This window comes from Mixta tenebrionis, assembly GCF_006517625.1.
GTDB lineage: Bacteria > Pseudomonadota > Gammaproteobacteria > Enterobacterales > Enterobacteriaceae > Mixta > Mixta tenebrionis.
The window spans coordinates 23456-39234 of sequence record NZ_VHQI01000003.1 but is presented as its reverse complement, the minus strand read 5'-3'; the positions used below and the strand labels follow the sequence as shown (position 1 = coordinate 39234).

Sequence of the window (15779 nt, the reverse complement as noted above, 5' to 3'; positions counted from 1 at the left end):
ATCAGGCTTCCAGCAGCGGCTGTGCCAGATAATCTGGTTTATTTTTCACCCCAGGCAGCACAAAAAAATAGCCGCCGCCGATCGGTTTAATATATTCCTCCAGCGCCTCGCCGTTCAGCCGCCGCTGTACCGCTAAAAAGCCTTTTTCTAAATCGTGCTGATAACAGACAAACAGCAAGCCCATATCAAGCTGACCGGCGGCAGTAACCCCGGCGGAGTAGCTGTAGCCGCGCCGTAGCATCAGGCTGCTTTGCGTTTCCGGCGTACGCGGATTCGCCAGACGAATATGGGCATCCAGCGGAATGATCTTTCCCTGCGGGTCCTGGCGATAATCCGGCTCATCATGCTCATGTTGCATGCCCAGCGGCGTACGATCCCAGAACTCAACGCGAAACTGGATAATGCGCACCGCCTGATAGCTGCCGCCGTGGGTCCATGCGGGTTCGCTCTGTTCCGGCGTCACCCACACTATCCGCTCCATCAACCTGCTATTCGCCGTGTCGGGATTGGCGCTGCCATCCTTAAAGCCCAGCAGATTGATCGGCGTTTCCCGGCCCCGGCTGCGCGCCGCGTGCTGTGAAATAAAACCTTCACGTCGCCAGCGTATGCTCAACAAATCGGGCGTGTGCTTCACAATATCACGCAGCGCATGAATTACCGTATCATGAGTATTGGCGCAGATTTGCAGCAGCAGATCGCCGTGGCAAAAGCTGGCGTCCAGCGCATCGTTTGGAAAACGCGTCATGGTTTGTAGCCGGGCCGGCTTCAGCGCCGCCAGGCCGTAACGATCGTCAAACAGCGATGCGCCCAGCGAAACGGTGATCGTCAGGTTATCTGGCCAGATATGCGCGCCAAGAATACCGGAATCAAGCGGCGGCAGCTGCGGATTATCAGTCGGCGGCGCCTCGCCGCCCTGGGTAAGAAAGGCGATGCGCGCGGTAAGCAGCTTGCACAGCCGCACCAGATCCGCTTTATCGCTGGCCAACACATCGAACGCTACCAGCATCATCGCCGCCTGCTGCGGCGTGACGATACCAGCCTGGTGCGCACCGTAAAATGGCTGACGCTCTTCTCTCGCCGCCGGCGCAAGCGTCCCTGGCGAAAAGCGCTCCCCGGCGGCGGCGCCAGGCGGACAACCGCCGACTACCGCCGCGCCGCTCAGCAGGCCAAGCCCTTTCAACAGACGCCGCCGCGCGGGCATCGCCGCATCGCTTATTTTTCCCATAGCGCTTAATCCAGTCCCAGCGTGCCGCGCAGCAGCGCCAGATCTTCCGCCAGCGCCGTAACCGGCCCTTTCAGGCGGTTGCGATCGGTCAGGGTGAGCTGCTCATAAGAGGCGAAACCATCGCCGGTACGATACTTCGCCAGAATCGCATCTACCTTGTTAAAATTGACATCTACTTTACTTAACAGCTGCGGATTGGCCTTTTCCAGCTGCGGACGCAGCAGGTTAACAATCTTCTGGGCGCCATCGACGTTGGCCTGGAAATCCCACAGATCGGTGCGGCTGTAGCGTTCCTCCTCGCCGGAGATTTTACTCGCCGCCACCTCCTCAATCAGGCCGGCCGCCCCGCCCACCACCTTGCCCGGCGGGAAAGCCAGCTCGCTGATGCGCTTTTGCAGCTCCAGCGTATCCTGCCAGAGGCGATCGGCGTAGGGCGCCATGCCGCTGGTGCGGCGATCGCCAAACAGCGCTTTTTCCAGGCGATGGAAGCCGATGAAATTCGGATCCTGCGCTTTCTGCTCATAGTCATCCTCACGCGCGTCGATGCTGGCATCCAGATCGGCGAACAGCTCGGCAATCGGCTCGATGCGCTCGTAGTGCTGGCGCGTCGGCGCATACAGCGCTTGCGCTTTTGCCAGATCGCCCGCCTTCACCGCGTCGCTAAAGGCTTTGGTGCCGCTCACCAGCTGGTCAACCTCCGTCATTACCCAGGCTTTATAGGCGGTAACCGCGCCGCTCAGCTGCATCAGCGCCGGCTGCCCGCCGTCCTGCTGCCCCGCCGCCGCTTTAACCATCAGCTTCCCTTTCGGATTGCTGAGCAGGCCGCAGGTCATCTGATATTCGCCGGGCGCCAGATTGGCGGTCAGCTTTTGGGTGAAGCCCGGCGCGATATTTTCCCGCTCCTCAACCACCATCACGCCCTGCAGGATCTCCCACTCCAGCGCCTTCTGGCTGTTATTGTGAATAATAAATTGCGTTTTACCCGCCGCGACGCTTAGCGACATCGGCTCACACTGTTTGTCGTTAACGCTGACGTTAACCTGCACGATATCGGCGGCGGAGGCGGCGGAACAGGCCAGCAGCGAGGCCAATAAAGTGCTGCGGCGGTTAAAGGTTTTCATAGATGGTTCCCTGTCAAAGTAAGAATTACTGACTCAGCGCGCGCGACGTCGCGCGGGCAGGCATAAAAAACAGCAGCAGCGCCGGGATCAGATAGAGCAGCCAGATCGCCACCTCACTAAGGGTAGGCGCCTCCTGATAGCCCAGCACCCCTTCCAGCAGCGTGCCGAACAGCGTATGGGTGGAGAGCGTTGCGCTGAGATCGAACGCAACCTCCTGCCAGTGGTTCCACAGCCCAGCCTCATGAAAAGCGCGAATCGCCCCGGCGGCCAGCCCGGCGGCGACAAAAATAATAAACAGGCTGGTCCATTTGAAGAATTTCGCCAGGTTCAGCCTGACGCCGCCCCAGTAGATCAGCGCGCCGATCATCACGGCGCTAAGCAGCCCCAGCAGCGCCCCCAACGGCGGCGCGCTGCCCACATCCTGGGTAAACGCGGCCAGCAGGAAGAAGACGGATTCCAGCCCTTCACGCGCCACGGCGAGAAACACCATCAGCACCAGCGCCCAGCCGCCGCCGCTGGTTTGCAGCGCCCGCTCCACCGCCTCTTCCAGCTGCGCCTTTACGCTGCGCGAAACTTTGCGCATCCAGAACACCATCCAGGTGAGGATGATTACCGCGATAACCGCCACCAGCCCCTCAAACAGCTCCTGCTGTTTCTGGGGAAACTCACCGGTGGTGGCGTTGATAAACAGGCCGAGCGCCAGGCAGAGCGCGGCAGCGATAATCACGCCCGCCCACATCGCGCCAAACCAGCGCGTGCGCCGGGTACGTTTCAGATAGCTGGCGATCAGGCTGACAATCAGCGCCGCTTCCAGCCCTTCACGCAACATAATCAGAAAGGGAACAAACATGCCGGGGTCCTCAAAGGGCCAAAAGTAAAATGGCGTAAAGAAGCGTAAATGCAAACGATACCGATTATCATTATCGGCAAGAAAAAAACAAGTGACCCGGTGTGATTATTTGTTAATGACAGGTATTTTAGGCGAGATTTTTGTAGCGAAGTCGTTGAACAATTGTTTGCCCAGGGAGTGCGATGCTAAGCTGTCTGTCTGACCAGCTCACTCTGTGGAGGTATGCTTTTGGCTGATGAGCAGGGAAAAATTCCGGAAGAGATCCATGCAGCGATAGGTTATGCGGTGTCGCTGCTTCTTGACAGCGGAAAACCGGTATATATGCACGACATTGCCGCTCTGCTGCAACAGCACGCCGAGCGGGCCGCCAGCGAAGCGCATCGACAGCATCTGCTGCGCGCCGTTCGGCTGATCGCTGGAAAGATGAACTGAGCCGGAACCCCGCGCACGCTTAGTGCTTTTTACTGTCGTCGGGCGCACCGCCCTGCGCAAACAGATACTGTACGTTTTCACCGTCGTTACCTGACGCCGCGTTACGCTCGCGCATAACGCTCGCGCTTGCGCGCACCTCGGCAACGGCGCGCTCGCAGGCCAGCCGGCGTGCGTCATCCTGCTCGCTGACGCCGAGCGCCTGTAGCTGGGCGATCAGTGTCGCCACTGAAACCGCCCCACCGCCGTGCAGCAGCGCCAGCACCGCTTCGCCCATCATAATATCTTTCAGCTTTTCATCGTCACTTCTGTTCATATCCGCTTTCCTGGGTCATTCGCCGATACGGACAATAGCGTATCAGCGCTAAACGCAGACCCGTTTTATTTTGTCACGCGCCAGGCCTGAATGCTCAGATTAGCCTGTTATTGCCTGAAAACCAGCCTTTAATGGTGAAAAAGAGAGTGATAACCGGACGGCGAAACGCAATACGCCGTCCGGGTAGATCAGGCATCGCTAACAAACAGCAAACGAATAAGCTCCTGGTAATGGCGCTCTTCTTCTGCGCTGCCGGCAATTTCCAGACGGCGAAGCAGCCTGGTGCAAATTGCCTTGCGATTAAGATTTTTACCCGCATGCAGAATCTCAACCACAATCCTGCCCAGCGTTTCCTGCTGGGTAGGCAGAGCGGCACTGCTGAAGTAACGGGCAAGGTCGCTTGCGGATGAAGCCTGGTATCCGTCCTGACGCATAGTATGTCCTTCGCTGAGGTTAAAAAGTGATCTTCCGACAGGGGACAAAGCTATACAAATTTGACTTAGCTGTACAGGTATTTTCAGCGTAACAGGATAAATTTTTGTACAAAAAGGTAATAATCTCGTTAAAACAAACAATTATGTCGCAATCATTCATAACCGTACGCCAGCTGCGTCAGCCAGAACAGCCATAGCGCAGCGGTCAGGAACAGCATCCGGCGCAGCTGACGCAGCGCGCCCTGATGCCGCTGTTGTAAAGAGAGCGCCTGCAGACGCCGGCGTCCCCAGATAAACGCCAGCGCTGCGCCTGCCTGCTGGTTATTTTCCGCATTCAGCAGCGCAAGATAGCCGGCGCGTCCGCTCGCCGAAAGATAGCGACGATAGTGGCGCCAAAGCAGCCAGCAGAGAATAATATGCAGCGACGACGCCTGATTAAAGCGACAGCCCATACAGCAGAACCAGGCTCCAGTAAGGCACAATAGTTAGCGGAATACAGGGAATAGCGCGCTCCCAGCTTGCCGCCACGCTGCCGACATCGCTACGCGTGGCGGTAAACTGATTAAGCTGCCCGTAGGTCAAAAAGAAAAAAGGTCCCAGCAGCAGCAGCCAGCCCATCGCCTGCGCCGCGATGCGGCGGCGCAGCAGGGATGGCGATCTCATGACGAACGGCGCACCGCCAGCGATACGGTGCAAATACCCCAGCGGTCGATCAGCTGGGCGCATTTATCAAATCCCGCCTCACTTACCAGCGCATCCAGCTCGCCCTGGCTGCGCAGGCGCATAACCCACGGCTGCCCATCCTGATATCTGGTCAACGCCCATGCGATGGTTTTCAGCTGCGGATGCCACTGCTGCCCGGTATAGATCAGGATGCCGCCCGGTTCAATGGCGTCAGCCAGGCCCGCCAGCGAATTACGCACCGGCTGATTTTCCGGAAACAGCTCATACAGGCCGGAAACGATGCCGAGGGTAGGACGCGGTTCGAGCGCCGCCAGCTCCGCACGGTTAAAGGCGTCGCCGCATTCAAAGCGCGCGATTTCCGTCATGCCGCGCTCGGCGATCAGCGCCTGCCCTTTCTCCACGTTTAGCTCGCTGTAATCACGCAGCAAAATCGAACTGACGTTGGTCTGCGCCTGCAGCGCATCCAGCACATAGCGGCCATGACCGGCCGCCACATCCACCACCCTCACCGCCATTCCCTGCTGAGTAAGCCGCTCCACCGCCTGACGAATCAGATTATCCAGATGCACCTTACGCTGCCGGATACCCTTCCAGCCGATGCTGTTAAGATAAAAACGGTCGATCCAGCGCCCCAGCACGCCCTTACCCGCCGGCTGGTTACGGTAGACGTAATCCAGCGTGCTGCCGGAATCAAAGCCGGTGCCGAAACCAAGCTGTATGCCGTCAGAGCGCATACCGATGGTTTTCATACCGTAACGCAGCCCCTGCAAGGCCAGCGCGTTAAGCGACAGCGGCTCCGGCCCGCCATACAGGCTGCGCCAGGCGTCAGCGCCCGGACTCCAGCGATCCTCATGGCGATAGTCAAAGGTCGGCGCCGGCGCGGCATACAGCGCGGCGATAAACTGGCGCATTTTCTCAAAGGCGAGATGGCGATCCTTTTCTCCCAGCGTATCGTGATAGAAGCCCGCCAGGATATGTAGCTCTTTCATCGGGTTGCGCAGCCGCTGATAAAAATCCAGCTGCGGCTGGCGGTGCACGACATAGTCCGCGCCGGAGACCAGCAGCTGGGTCGGCAACGTTATCGCCGCCGCATCCTCCACCACGCGCTCCGCGGTTTTATAGAGATCGAGCAGAACGTTTACCGCGATCGCCCGCGTAATCAACGGATCGCTTTCAAAGCTGGCGACCCGCTGCGCGTCGTGGCTGAGATATTTGCCCTTGACGTAAGAGTTCACTGAAAACGCGCCGCGCAGCCGTTGCAGCAGCGCCAGCCCTGGCCGGGCGAACGGCACATAGAGCTTAACTTTAAACGCCGGAGAGGCCAGCACCAGCCCGCGGATGCCCGGCGCGTAGTCATGCGCCCAGGCGCTCACCAGCACCGCGCCGACGCTTTGCCCCACCACCACCACATCCGCCAGCGCAGTGTTGTTGTCCGCCGCCGCAAAACGTACAAACTCATCCACGTCACGCACGGAGCGCATCATCGACGGGCTGTAGCCGCGCGCGCCCGGCGAACGTCCATGTCCGCGCGCGTCCCAGGCGTAAAACGCGGTATCCGGCATATCCAGCTCATCGACGATATGCTGTAACCGCCCGGAATGCTCATGCCCGCGGTGAAACAGCACGATAACCTTACGAGTTTCTCCGGGCTGGCTGGCAGGCCAGCGGCGGTAAAACAGCGCTTCACCGTCGCTGGTCTGAAAAGTGCCCTCATCAAACGTGCGGATCTGTTGCATGGTTTAAATTCCCTTTATTTTGTTGCTGTAAAAACAGAAACCGTTGCAGCAGCTCATCCATAAAAAGCTGCTTGTCCTGCTGAAAACAGAGCGCTTCGCCGATGGCGGCGTCCACAAACAGCGGCAGCGGAATATGATTGCCTTTCGCCATCATCTGTTCCGTCCCGCTCAGCCAGACCGGAACGATCGGCGCCTGCGGCGCGCTCTGGCTTAAATGCCAGATGCCCGACTTCAGCGGCGCCAGCTCGCCAGGATCGCCGCGCGTGCCTCAGGAAACAGGATCGGAATATCGCCCTTCCTGAGCGCCTGCCGGCACTGCGCCAGCGGATTGTTTTCCCCGCCGTGGCGCCGTATCGGGATGATATTCAGAATATGCAGCATGAACCACGCCAGATATCTGTTACGCAGAAAATAGTCGGCGGCGGCCACCGGATGCACCCGCTGCTGCGTGCGCAGTGAGAATAGCGAAAGTAAAACAAACACGTCCATATGGCTGTTATGGTTCGCAGCGATAATCGCGGGCCCCTGGCGCGGCAGCCGCTCGCTGTGTTTGACTCTCAGCCCCAGCCACAGCCAGATAACCGGCCAGACAATACAGAGTGCGAATAAAGACCTGAGCGCGCGCTTGATCATCATATTCAGTAACAGAGGTAACGGATAAAGTGGAAAAAGACCGGCGCGGTAAAAATCAGCGAATCCAGCCGATCGAGTATGCCGCCATGTCCCGGCAGCAGCGAACCGCTGTCTTTTACCCCAATATCGCGCTTAATGGCGGACATGACGATATCGCCGCAAAAACCGATAATGCCGATGACGATGCCGGTCAGCAGCGCCATTTCCCAGCCCAGCGGCGTTATCAGCAGCGCGCCCCCCATACCAGATTGCTCCATGGCGCCAGCGACGGCCAGCACAGTCCCCAGCCGCCGAAAAGCAGCGCGCGATCGCTTTTGCCAGGCGGCCCGGCGTAGCTACGCACGTGGGTCTGCGTCTGCGCCAGCAGGCCGCAAAATTCGGTGAGGACGGCGCAAAACAACAGCGCCAGCACCAGCCAGAGCTGGCTGCCGGCAATAAAGGCCAACGGCAGGTAGAGCGCGACATCGGCAATCACATCGCCGGTTTCATTCAGTATCGCGCCCAGGCGACTTGTCTGGCGGCACTCTCTGGCAAGCATGCCGTCCAGCGCATTCAACGCCATGCGTATAAACAGTACCGCCGGCAATAAAAAGAAGATCTGGCAGCCAGGAATAATCATCATCAGCGCCCCGGCAAATAGCGACATGATAAGAGCCGCAAGCGTAATATGATTAGGCGTTACGCCGCGCCGGTTTAAAAAAAACATAAGCGGGCGCAATAATGCCTGAAATGCTGGCTTAAAAGAATATAAGGTCATATTTCTTCCCTGATATTATTTCTGCTGTAACAGAAAAGAGTTACGTTATCTGCTTTGCTGAACAGCCCTTACCGCCGCAGAGTCCATATAGCAGCGCGTTACGAAAATCAGAAGCAGCCAGATAATAGAACATTCCATCCACCAATATCAAATAGCAGCTTATTCAGGGAATTGACAGAAAGCGCTTAATATTTTTCCCGGTCCTGCAGCGGTGCGCGGCGTAAAGCCAATTGCAGCCACGAATAAACAACGTTGCTCAGGCGCTGGAATTAAACGTTAAGCAACGGCTTGTGTCGATATATTACAGTGGGCGCCGCTATTTTATTAATAGCGCGAGCAATTTTTTATTTACATATCGGTTAATAACTCTCTTTCAGAAAACAGCACGGAAAAAGTAATTATACGCTCGGCCTGGCAAAGCGGCTGACGTACACGCCGGTAAAATTGTTCCTCAGGCAGCGCAAAGGCGCCATTCCGTCGCCGCTCACGCCTTTTTTATCGGCCAGGCCGCCGGCGAGTTAATTTCCTTCAGGACAAACATGTTTGTAGCTCTTTAATGCCGGGCAGCCTGCGCTTCGCTGTGGCGATCGGGCCGAAAAAGAAAACCACCACACTGACCGACAGCCTGCCGCTCTGGCGCTAAAAATTATCCAGCTACGCCGGGCGGCATCTGCGCCCTCTGCGCTATTCATCCTCTGCATATCGATAGCACAATTACTTGGTAGTGCAGCGCCAGGCGAAATGGCACTGTGCAGGCAATCGTCGCCAACAGGAATATCGCTATGAGCCACACCGCTTCGTTAACGCTCCCGATAATTGATTTCTCGCAGCTGTCAGGCCAGGCGCCGCAGCGCCAGCAGGCCATTAGCCAGCTGGGGCAGACCGCCCACGATGTCGGATTCTTCTATCTGGTTAACCACAGCGTCGGACAGCCGCTGCTGGACGAGGTGCAGCGCGTCGCCCGCGCCTTTTTCGCCCTGCCGCAGCAGGAAAAGCTGAAGGTAGCCATGGCTAACTCGCCCCATTTTCGCGGCTATAACCTCGCCGGCGTGGAGATCACCCGCAGCCAACCCGATTTTCGCGAGCAGTTTGATGCCGGCGCCGAACGCGAAGCCCTGCCGGATACGCCCGATGCGCCCGCCTGGCAGCGAATGCAGGGGCCAAACCAGTGGCCAGAGGCGCTGCCAGAACTACAACAGGTGATTACCCGCTGGCAGCAGGAGATGACGCAGGTAGCGCTGGAGCTGCTGCGCGCGTTGGCCGAATCGTTACAGCTGCCGCGTCACGCTTTCGATAACCTCTATGGCGCTTATCCCAACGAACATATCAAGCTGATTCGCTATCCGGGCCGCAGCGAAGCCGAATCCCGCCAGGGCGTGGGCGCCCATAAAGATTCCGGCTTTCTGACGCTGCTGCTGCAGGATGACCAGCCCGGCCTGGAGGTAGAGCTGTCGCCCGATAACTGGGTCGCCGCCTCGCCGCTGCCTGGCTCTTTCGTAGTGAATATCGGCGAGCTGCTGGAGCTGGCGACCAACGGTTATCTGCGCGCTACCGTCCATCGGGTGGTATCGCCCCGCCCCGATCGCCAGCGCCTGTCGGCCGCCTTTTTCCTTGGCGCGCAGCTGGACGCGGTGGTGCCGGTTTATCAGCTGCCGGAGACCCTGGCGCGTCAGGCGCAGGGGCCCGCCAGCGATCCGCTTAATCCTCTGCTGCGCGAGGTGGGCTGGAACTACCTTAAAGGCCGACTGCGTTCGCACCCTGAAGTGGCGCAGCGTTTCTATCCCGAACAGCGCCTGCCGCAATAATTTAATAACCATAAGAGAAAAATGATGATTAAGCAGACCCTTTTCGCCCTTGCCGGGCTGTCATTACTGGTTGCCCAGAGCCTGAAAGCCGCCCCGCTGCGTATCGCCGCCGATCCGGTGCCGCACGCGGAAATTCTGGAGTATGTGAAGCAGATCGATCCGCAGCTGGATCTCGACATCATCGAACTGAGCGGCGGCGTTAACGCCAATGAACTGCTGGCGTCGGGCGATGTGGATGCCAACTATTTCCAGCATCTGCCCTACCTGAAAGATCAGGAGAAGGCGCTGGGCAAAACCTTCAGCGTGGTGGCCGATGTCCATATTGAACCGCTCGGCATCTATTCGCACCGGGTAAAAAGCCTGGCGGATCTGCCGCAGGGCGCCAGCATCGCGCTGCCGAATAACAGCACCAACCTGAGCCGCGCGCTGCGGCTGCTGGAGGATAAGGGGCTGATTCGCCTGCAGGCGCAGAATAATAGCGGCGCAACGCTGGTGACGCCGCAGGACATCGTCGATAACCCGAAAGGGATCAAGATTATTGAGATCGAATCGCCGCAGCTGCCGCGCGCGCTGGATGACGTGGACGCCGCGATAATTAACGGCAACTACGCGCTGGAGGCGGGCCTGACGCCGGCGAAAGATGCGCTGGGGCTGGAATCCGCCGCCCATAACCCTTACGGCAATCTGCTGGTCACCACGCCGCAGCTGGCGAAAGACGCGCGCATCGTCCGGCTGGCGAAAGACCTTACCTCGCCGCAGGTGGCGGCCTTTATGCGCCAGCACTATAACGGCTCGGTGATACCGGTTGCGGATGAACAGCATGATTAAACTCGACAATATCAGCAAACACTATCCCGGCGCCGCGTTACCGGCGCTGGACAACGTTTCTCTTTCCATCGGGGAAGGCGCCATTTTCGGCATCCTCGGACGCAGCGGCGCGGGCAAAAGCACCCTGCTGCGCTGCCTTAACCTGCTGGAGCCGCCCTCGTCGGGCCGCATCGAGATTGACGGACGCGATATCGCCCGGCTTAACCTGGCGCAGCTGCGGCGCCAGCGTCAGCAGATGGGGATGATTTTTCAGCACTTTAATCTGCTGCATGCGCGCAACGTATACGACAATATCGATCTGCCGCTGGAGATTGCCGGGGTGGCCGCCGCCGAACGGCGCCGGCGGGTTAGCGCGCTGCTGCAGCGCGTGGGGCTGGAGCAGTACGGCAACGCCTGGCCGTCGCAGCTTTCCGGCGGACAGAAGCAGCGCGTCGGCATCGCACGCGCGCTGGCGGTTGAACCGCGCTATCTGCTGTGTGACGAGGCCACCAGCGCGCTCGATCCCGAAACCACCGCCTCAATTCTCGATCTGCTGGCCGATATCCAGCAACAGCTGAAGATTACCATCGTGCTGATCACTCATGAGATGGCGGTAGTCAAGCGCATCTGCGACGGCGCCGCGCTGCTTGAGCATGGGCAACTGGTGGAAAGCGGCAGCCTGACGCAGATTATGCATCGTCAGGATGGCAGGCTGCGGCAGATGCTGCTGAAGGATGGCGAAGCGGATCGCGCCTTTATCGCCCGCTATCAACCGCAGGAGCCGTCACGATGCGTAGCATGAACTGGGAGCGCTTTCAGGCGCTGTTGCTGAACGCCACCGGCGAAACGCTCTATATGGTGGCGCTTGCCGCGCTGTTTACCGTAGCGCTGGGACTGCCGGTCGGCGTGCTGCTGTTTCTGACGCGCCGGGAGGGGCTGCTGCCGCATCGCCCGCTCGCCCTGCTGTTAAACACGCTGGTCAATACCGGACGCGCTCTGCCTTTTGTAGTGTTGTTGATCGCGCTGATTCCTTTTACCCGCCTGCTGATCGGCACCACTCTCGGCAGCACCGCGGCGGTAGTGCCGATTACCCTCGGCGCCTTTCCCTTTTTTGCCCGTATCGTTGAGAACGCGCTGGATGAGGTGGATGGCGGGCGCGTGGAGGCGGTAGTTTCCATGGGCGGCAACCTGTGGCATATCGTCAGCCGCGTACTGCTGCCGGAAGCGCTGCCCTCGCTGATAGCAGGGATCACGCTGACCACTGTGATGCTGATCGGCTTCTCGGCAATGGCGGGCGTGGTGGGCGGCGGCGGCCTTGGCGATCTGGCGATCCGCTACGGCTATCAGCGTTTCGATAACCAGATTATGGCGGCGACTATCGTGGTGCTGCTGGCGCTGGTGCTGCTGGTGCAAAAAGCGGGTGACCGCCTGGTCCGGGCGCTGGCCTGGCGCCGCTAATCGCCGGTAAATGATTCGAGCCACAGCAGCCAGCTTCACTACAGCGCCATCGCCAGCAGCACCGTCAGCAGCAGCAGCAGATAAATGCGCGCATGCAGCCGATCGGCTACTGGCGGGATGGCGTAGCGGGCAAACAGGATACCGAGGCAGCCCGTCGCGCTGAGCAGCGCCGCAATCTGCAGGTTAATAAAACCAAGATAGCCGCTGTGTGAGACCAAATGCAGGCCGCTGACGCACCAGGTTGCCGCGCCGCATATCGCTACCGGCAGCGAAAGCGGATTCGCCGCGCTGACGCAGTCGCGCATCGCATAGCCGTGTCTTCTGAGCAGCGGCACCGTCATCACGCTGCCGCCCACGCCCAGCAGCGCCGCAATTATGCCGATCGCCGTACCGCCAGCGCCGATGGTTAAACCCGACAGTCTGCGGGCGGCGGGACGGCGAAGAAATCCCTGACGCATCAGGCAGTCCGCCAGGGTAAGCAGCAGATAGGCGACAAACAAACATCTGACGACGCCACCCGCCAGCCACCTCGCCAGCAGCGTACCGGCAACGGCGCCGACGGCGATAAACCAAACCAGCGGAAACAGCGTGTTCATGGGCAGGCGCCCCGCGCGCCAGTTCTGAAAGCTGGCCCAGCCTGCGTTGCATATCATTACCGCCGTTGAGGTGGCGACGGCGATATGCATCGCATCCGGGACAAGCGCAGGCTGCCGGCTGATAATCTGATAAACAAACGGCACCACCACAAAGCCGCCGCCGAAACCAAACAGTACGGTGGTAATGCCGGTTGCGAAGCCGACAGCCGTAATCAGCACTATCTCGTTCACGTTACTTTCCTTACAACAGGGGCGCAAATCACCCCGTAACCACAGAGGCGAAAAGCTTAGCGCCCCGGCGGCGCGCTTCCCATTTCAGCAGCGCTCATTTACCCTTGCGAATCGGTCAAAACGGCGCGGACAAATAGCGATGCGAAATGTTCACATTGATGACTATGACGGAATCGATCGTGAAGTGGTGGCGACAGGCAACGATTATCCCGGCGGCTATCGCTTGCCAGAGCATCGTCACCGGCGGGCGCAGCTGCTGTATGGCGCTACCGGGTTGATGCATGTTTATACCCGATCGGGCAGCTGGACGGTGCCGCCGCAGCACGCGGTCTGGATACCGCCGCAGACGGCGCACAGCGTAACCTTTATTGGCGTAACCACGCGCAGCCTCTATATCGAACCGGCCAGCGCCGGAAGGCTGCAGATGGGCGATCGCTGTAAAATTATCACCGTATCGCCGCTGCTGCGACAGCTGCTAATCGAGGCGGTAGCGCTGACGCCGCGTTATAACAGCAGGCGCGATCGGCTGTTGGTGGCGCTGCTGCTGCAGGAGCTGGCCGCTATGCCGGCCAGGGATTTTGAACTTCCGCTGCCGCAGCATGCCGCGCTGCTGGCCCGCTGTCAGCGCTTTTTAGCGGCGCCCTCGATTCACGACAGCGCCGCCGCATGGGCCGATGCCCTGTTTATGAGCGCCAGCACTTTTCGCCGTCGCTTTCTTCAGCAAACGGGAATGTCGTTTTCCACCTGGCGTCAGCGCGCCTGCGTAGTGAGCGCGCTTAGCCAACTGGTGGCAGGAAAATCGGTGAATGAGGTAGCACTGTCGCTGGGTTATGACAGCGGCTCTTCGTTTTCGACCATGTTTCGCCGCGTGACCGGACAGTCGCCCTCCAGCTATCGCCCTGCCGCGCTGCGCGACTGAGAATCCCTGGCGGATAAGACGCCGCGAAAGCCGGGCGGCCAGCGCCACAGCGGGTTGGGTGCGGCCTGCCGGCGCGCGGGCATAGCGGCCACGGCGCCACAGGCTGAGGCCGGTATCGCTACCGGCCTGAAGTGAGATTAGTGGGTGTTAAACTCCGCGTCCGCCGCCTCAAAGCGCGCCTGCGCCTCGGCGGACGGCCCGCGGCCCAGCAGGCTGAACGCAACGATAGCGATGCTGGCGAACAGGAAGCCGGGAATAATTTCATACAGATTAAGCCAGCCGTAATGTTTCCAGACCACTACCGTCAGCGCGCCGATAATCATGCCCGCCAGCGCGCCGTTGCGCGTGGTGCGCTTCCAGCAGACGGCAAACAGCACTACCGGGCCAAAGGCGGCGCCGAAACCGGCCCAGGCGTAGCTGACCAGGCCCAGCACGCGGTTTTCCGGGTTAGAGGCCAGCAGAATAGCGATCAACGCCACCACCAGCACCATCGCGCGGCCCACCCATACCAACTCTTTCTGGCTGGCGTTTTTACGCAGAAAACCTTTATAGAGATCTTCCGTCAGCGCGCTGGAGCAGACCAGCAGCTGGCAGCTCAGCGTGGACATTACCGCCGCCAGAATCGCCGACAGCAAAATCCCGGCAATCCACGGGTTAAACAGAATACGCGCCAGCTCGATAAAGATGCGCTCGCCGTTTTCCGTCACGCCCGCCGCATGTTCAGGATGATTCTGGAACCAGGCGATGCCGAAAAAGCCGACCGCGACCGCGCCGCCGAGACAGAGGATCATCCATGCCATGCCGATGCGACGCGCGCTGCGGATAGAACGGTGCGAATCCGCCGCCATAAAGCGCGCCAGAATATGCGGCTGACCAAAATAACCCAGCCCCCAACCCAATAGCGAGATCACCGCGACAAAGTTAAGGCCCTTCAGCATATCGAGGTTTTCCAGGCTTTTCGCTTCGATCACGCGCAGCGAATCATCCAGGCCGCCGACGGCGATAATCACCATAACCGGCGTCAGCAGCAGCGCGAAGATCATCAGGCTGGCCTGTACGGTATCGGTCCAGCTAACGGCCAGGAAGCCGCCGACGAAAGTATAGAGAATGGTGGCCAGCGCCCCCGCCCAGAGCGCGGTTTCATAGCTCATGCCGAAGGTGCTTTCAAACAGGCGAGCGCCGGCGACAATCCCTGAGGCGCAATAGATGGTAAAGAACACCAGAATCACAATAGCGGAGATCACGCGCAGCAGCCGGCTACGATCCTCAAAGCGGCTGGTGAAAAAATCGGGCAGCGTCAGCGCGTTATTGTGATGCTCGGTCTGCACGCGCAGACGTCCGGCAACGATTTTCCAGTTCAGCCAGGCGCCCAGCGTCAGCCCGATAGCGATCCAGCTTTCGGAAATGCCGGAGAGGAAAATCGCGCCCGGCAGCCCCATCAGCAACCAGCCGCTCATATCCGAGGCGCCGGCGGAAAGCGCGGTTACTACGCTGCCGAGGCTGCGCCCGCCAAGAATATAATCATCGAAGTTTTTGGTTGATCGCCACGCGATAAAGCCGATCAACACCATGCCCAGAATATAGATGATGAATGTCACCAACATAGGTGTACTTACTGCCATCAGGTTCTCCATTTATTATCGGTATTAAGCAGAGGGGTAGTTGCCCCTTCTACCCGCCGGAACGCAGCGGTGTTATCTCATCGTTGTCTCTGTGGCGCGCTATCCTGTCGGAAAGGTGCGCTATGCACAAAGCATTTAACACGCCAGATACATTGA

At 59.3% G+C, this 15779-nt stretch carries 15 protein-coding genes and 4 pseudogenes; 6 read left to right on the top strand and 13 right to left on the bottom strand.

All coding sequences use genetic code 11. The features are described from left to right. Position 1: 1 nt before the first annotated feature. Genes efeB through efeU form a run of 3 tightly spaced genes read right to left on the bottom strand, consistent with a single transcriptional unit; the run spans position 2 to position 3196 of the window. Entirely contained in the window at positions 2-1225 is a 1224-nt protein-coding gene (gene efeB, locus FKM52_RS05730; protein WP_141175248.1) for an iron uptake transporter deferrochelatase/peroxidase subunit, read from the bottom strand. A gap of 5 nt (positions 1226-1230) precedes the next feature. Continuing rightward, positions 1231-2346 carry an iron uptake system protein EfeO gene (efeO, locus tag FKM52_RS05725; protein ID WP_141175247.1) on the bottom strand — a complete coding sequence of 372 codons (1116 nt, stop codon included), beginning with the start codon at positions 2344-2346 and terminating at the stop codon, positions 1231-1233. 25 nt (positions 2347-2371) lie between these two features. Then, the gene (efeU, locus tag FKM52_RS05720) at positions 2372-3196 is read right to left on the bottom strand and encodes an iron uptake transporter permease EfeU (RefSeq protein WP_141175246.1); all 825 of its coding nucleotides are present in this window, start codon (positions 3194-3196) and stop codon (positions 2372-2374) included. A gap of 228 nt (positions 3197-3424) precedes the next feature. Between efeU and FKM52_RS05715 the strand changes: the two genes are divergently transcribed. Beyond that, on the top strand, positions 3425-3628 hold the full coding sequence (locus tag FKM52_RS05715; RefSeq protein WP_181407896.1) for a hypothetical protein: 204 nt from the start codon (positions 3425-3427) through the stop codon (positions 3626-3628). A gap of 19 nt (positions 3629-3647) precedes the next feature. Here FKM52_RS05715 and FKM52_RS05710 read toward each other — a convergent pair whose 3' ends face one another. From FKM52_RS05710 to FKM52_RS05680, 8 genes and pseudogenes are all read right to left on the bottom strand, one after another. Next, positions 3648-3941, bottom strand: a complete 294-nt coding sequence (locus FKM52_RS05710; protein ID WP_141175244.1) for a hypothetical protein — start codon at positions 3939-3941, stop codon at positions 3648-3650. Between the two features lie 188 nt (positions 3942-4129). Further along, complete coding sequence (gene ycgZ / locus FKM52_RS05705) at positions 4130-4375, bottom strand: regulatory protein YcgZ (RefSeq protein ID WP_141175243.1); 246 nt, start codon at positions 4373-4375, stop codon at positions 4130-4132. Positions 4376-4527: 152 nt separating this feature from the next. Continuing rightward, positions 4528-4827: a hypothetical protein gene (locus tag FKM52_RS22180; RefSeq protein ID WP_377090574.1), complete on the bottom strand. Its 300-nt coding sequence runs from the start codon at positions 4825-4827 to the stop codon at positions 4528-4530. Further along, positions 4814-5038 (bottom strand): annotated as a pseudogene (locus FKM52_RS05700) (hypothetical protein); the annotation flags it as partial. The pseudogene FKM52_RS05700 and the gene FKM52_RS22180, both read right to left, overlap by 14 nt. Continuing rightward, positions 5035-6795, bottom strand: coding sequence for a bifunctional alpha/beta hydrolase/class I SAM-dependent methyltransferase (locus tag FKM52_RS05695; protein ID WP_141175242.1), 1761 nt, complete (start codon positions 6793-6795; stop codon positions 5035-5037). The pseudogene FKM52_RS05700 and the gene FKM52_RS05695, both read right to left, overlap by 4 nt. Further along, positions 6773-7425, bottom strand: a pseudogene (locus FKM52_RS05690) (lysophospholipid acyltransferase family protein). The gene FKM52_RS05695 and the pseudogene FKM52_RS05690 overlap by 23 nt, the downstream one beginning before the upstream one ends. Positions 7426-7433: 8 nt before the next feature. After that, positions 7434-7655 (bottom strand): annotated as a pseudogene (locus tag FKM52_RS05685) (phosphatidate cytidylyltransferase); the annotation flags it as partial. A gap of 11 nt (positions 7656-7666) precedes the next feature. Then, a pseudogene (locus tag FKM52_RS05680) lies at positions 7667-8185 on the bottom strand (CDP-alcohol phosphatidyltransferase family protein); the annotation flags it as partial. Positions 8186-8967: 782 nt separating this feature from the next. Here FKM52_RS05680 and FKM52_RS05675 point away from each other — a divergent pair. Genes FKM52_RS05675 through FKM52_RS05660 form a run of 4 tightly spaced genes read left to right on the top strand, consistent with a single transcriptional unit; the run spans position 8968 to position 12255 of the window. Next, complete coding sequence (locus FKM52_RS05675) at positions 8968-9990, top strand: isopenicillin N synthase family dioxygenase (RefSeq protein ID WP_141175240.1); 1023 nt, start codon at positions 8968-8970, stop codon at positions 9988-9990. 24 nt (positions 9991-10014) lie between these two features. Further along, positions 10015-10818 (top strand): MetQ/NlpA family ABC transporter substrate-binding protein, encoded by an 804-nt coding sequence (locus FKM52_RS05670; RefSeq protein WP_141175572.1) that lies wholly within the window; start codon positions 10015-10017, stop codon positions 10816-10818. Continuing rightward, positions 10811-11599 carry a methionine ABC transporter ATP-binding protein gene (locus FKM52_RS05665; RefSeq protein ID WP_141175239.1) on the top strand — a complete coding sequence of 263 codons (789 nt, stop codon included), beginning with the start codon at positions 10811-10813 and terminating at the stop codon, positions 11597-11599. The genes FKM52_RS05670 and FKM52_RS05665 overlap by 8 nt, the downstream gene beginning before the upstream one ends. Then, complete coding sequence (locus tag FKM52_RS05660; RefSeq protein ID WP_141175238.1) at positions 11587-12255, top strand: methionine ABC transporter permease; 669 nt, start codon at positions 11587-11589, stop codon at positions 12253-12255. Before FKM52_RS05665 ends, FKM52_RS05660 begins: the two co-directional genes overlap by 13 nt. A gap of 38 nt (positions 12256-12293) precedes the next feature. Here the strand turns inward: FKM52_RS05660 and FKM52_RS05655 are convergent, their stop codons facing one another. Further along, positions 12294-13082 carry a sulfite exporter TauE/SafE family protein gene (locus FKM52_RS05655; protein ID WP_141175237.1) on the bottom strand — a complete coding sequence of 263 codons (789 nt, stop codon included), beginning with the start codon at positions 13080-13082 and terminating at the stop codon, positions 12294-12296. Between the two features lie 139 nt (positions 13083-13221). Here FKM52_RS05655 and FKM52_RS05650 point away from each other — a divergent pair, with 139 nt between their 5' ends. Next, on the top strand, positions 13222-14001 hold the full coding sequence (locus FKM52_RS05650; RefSeq protein WP_141175236.1) for an AraC family transcriptional regulator: 780 nt from the start codon (positions 13222-13224) through the stop codon (positions 13999-14001). Between the two features lie 137 nt (positions 14002-14138). On the opposite strand, the gene putP is transcribed toward FKM52_RS05650, so the two are convergent. Next, positions 14139-15623, bottom strand: coding sequence for a sodium/proline symporter PutP (putP, locus tag FKM52_RS05645; RefSeq protein WP_141175235.1), 1485 nt, complete (start codon positions 15621-15623; stop codon positions 14139-14141). Positions 15624-15779: the final 156 nt, after the last annotated feature.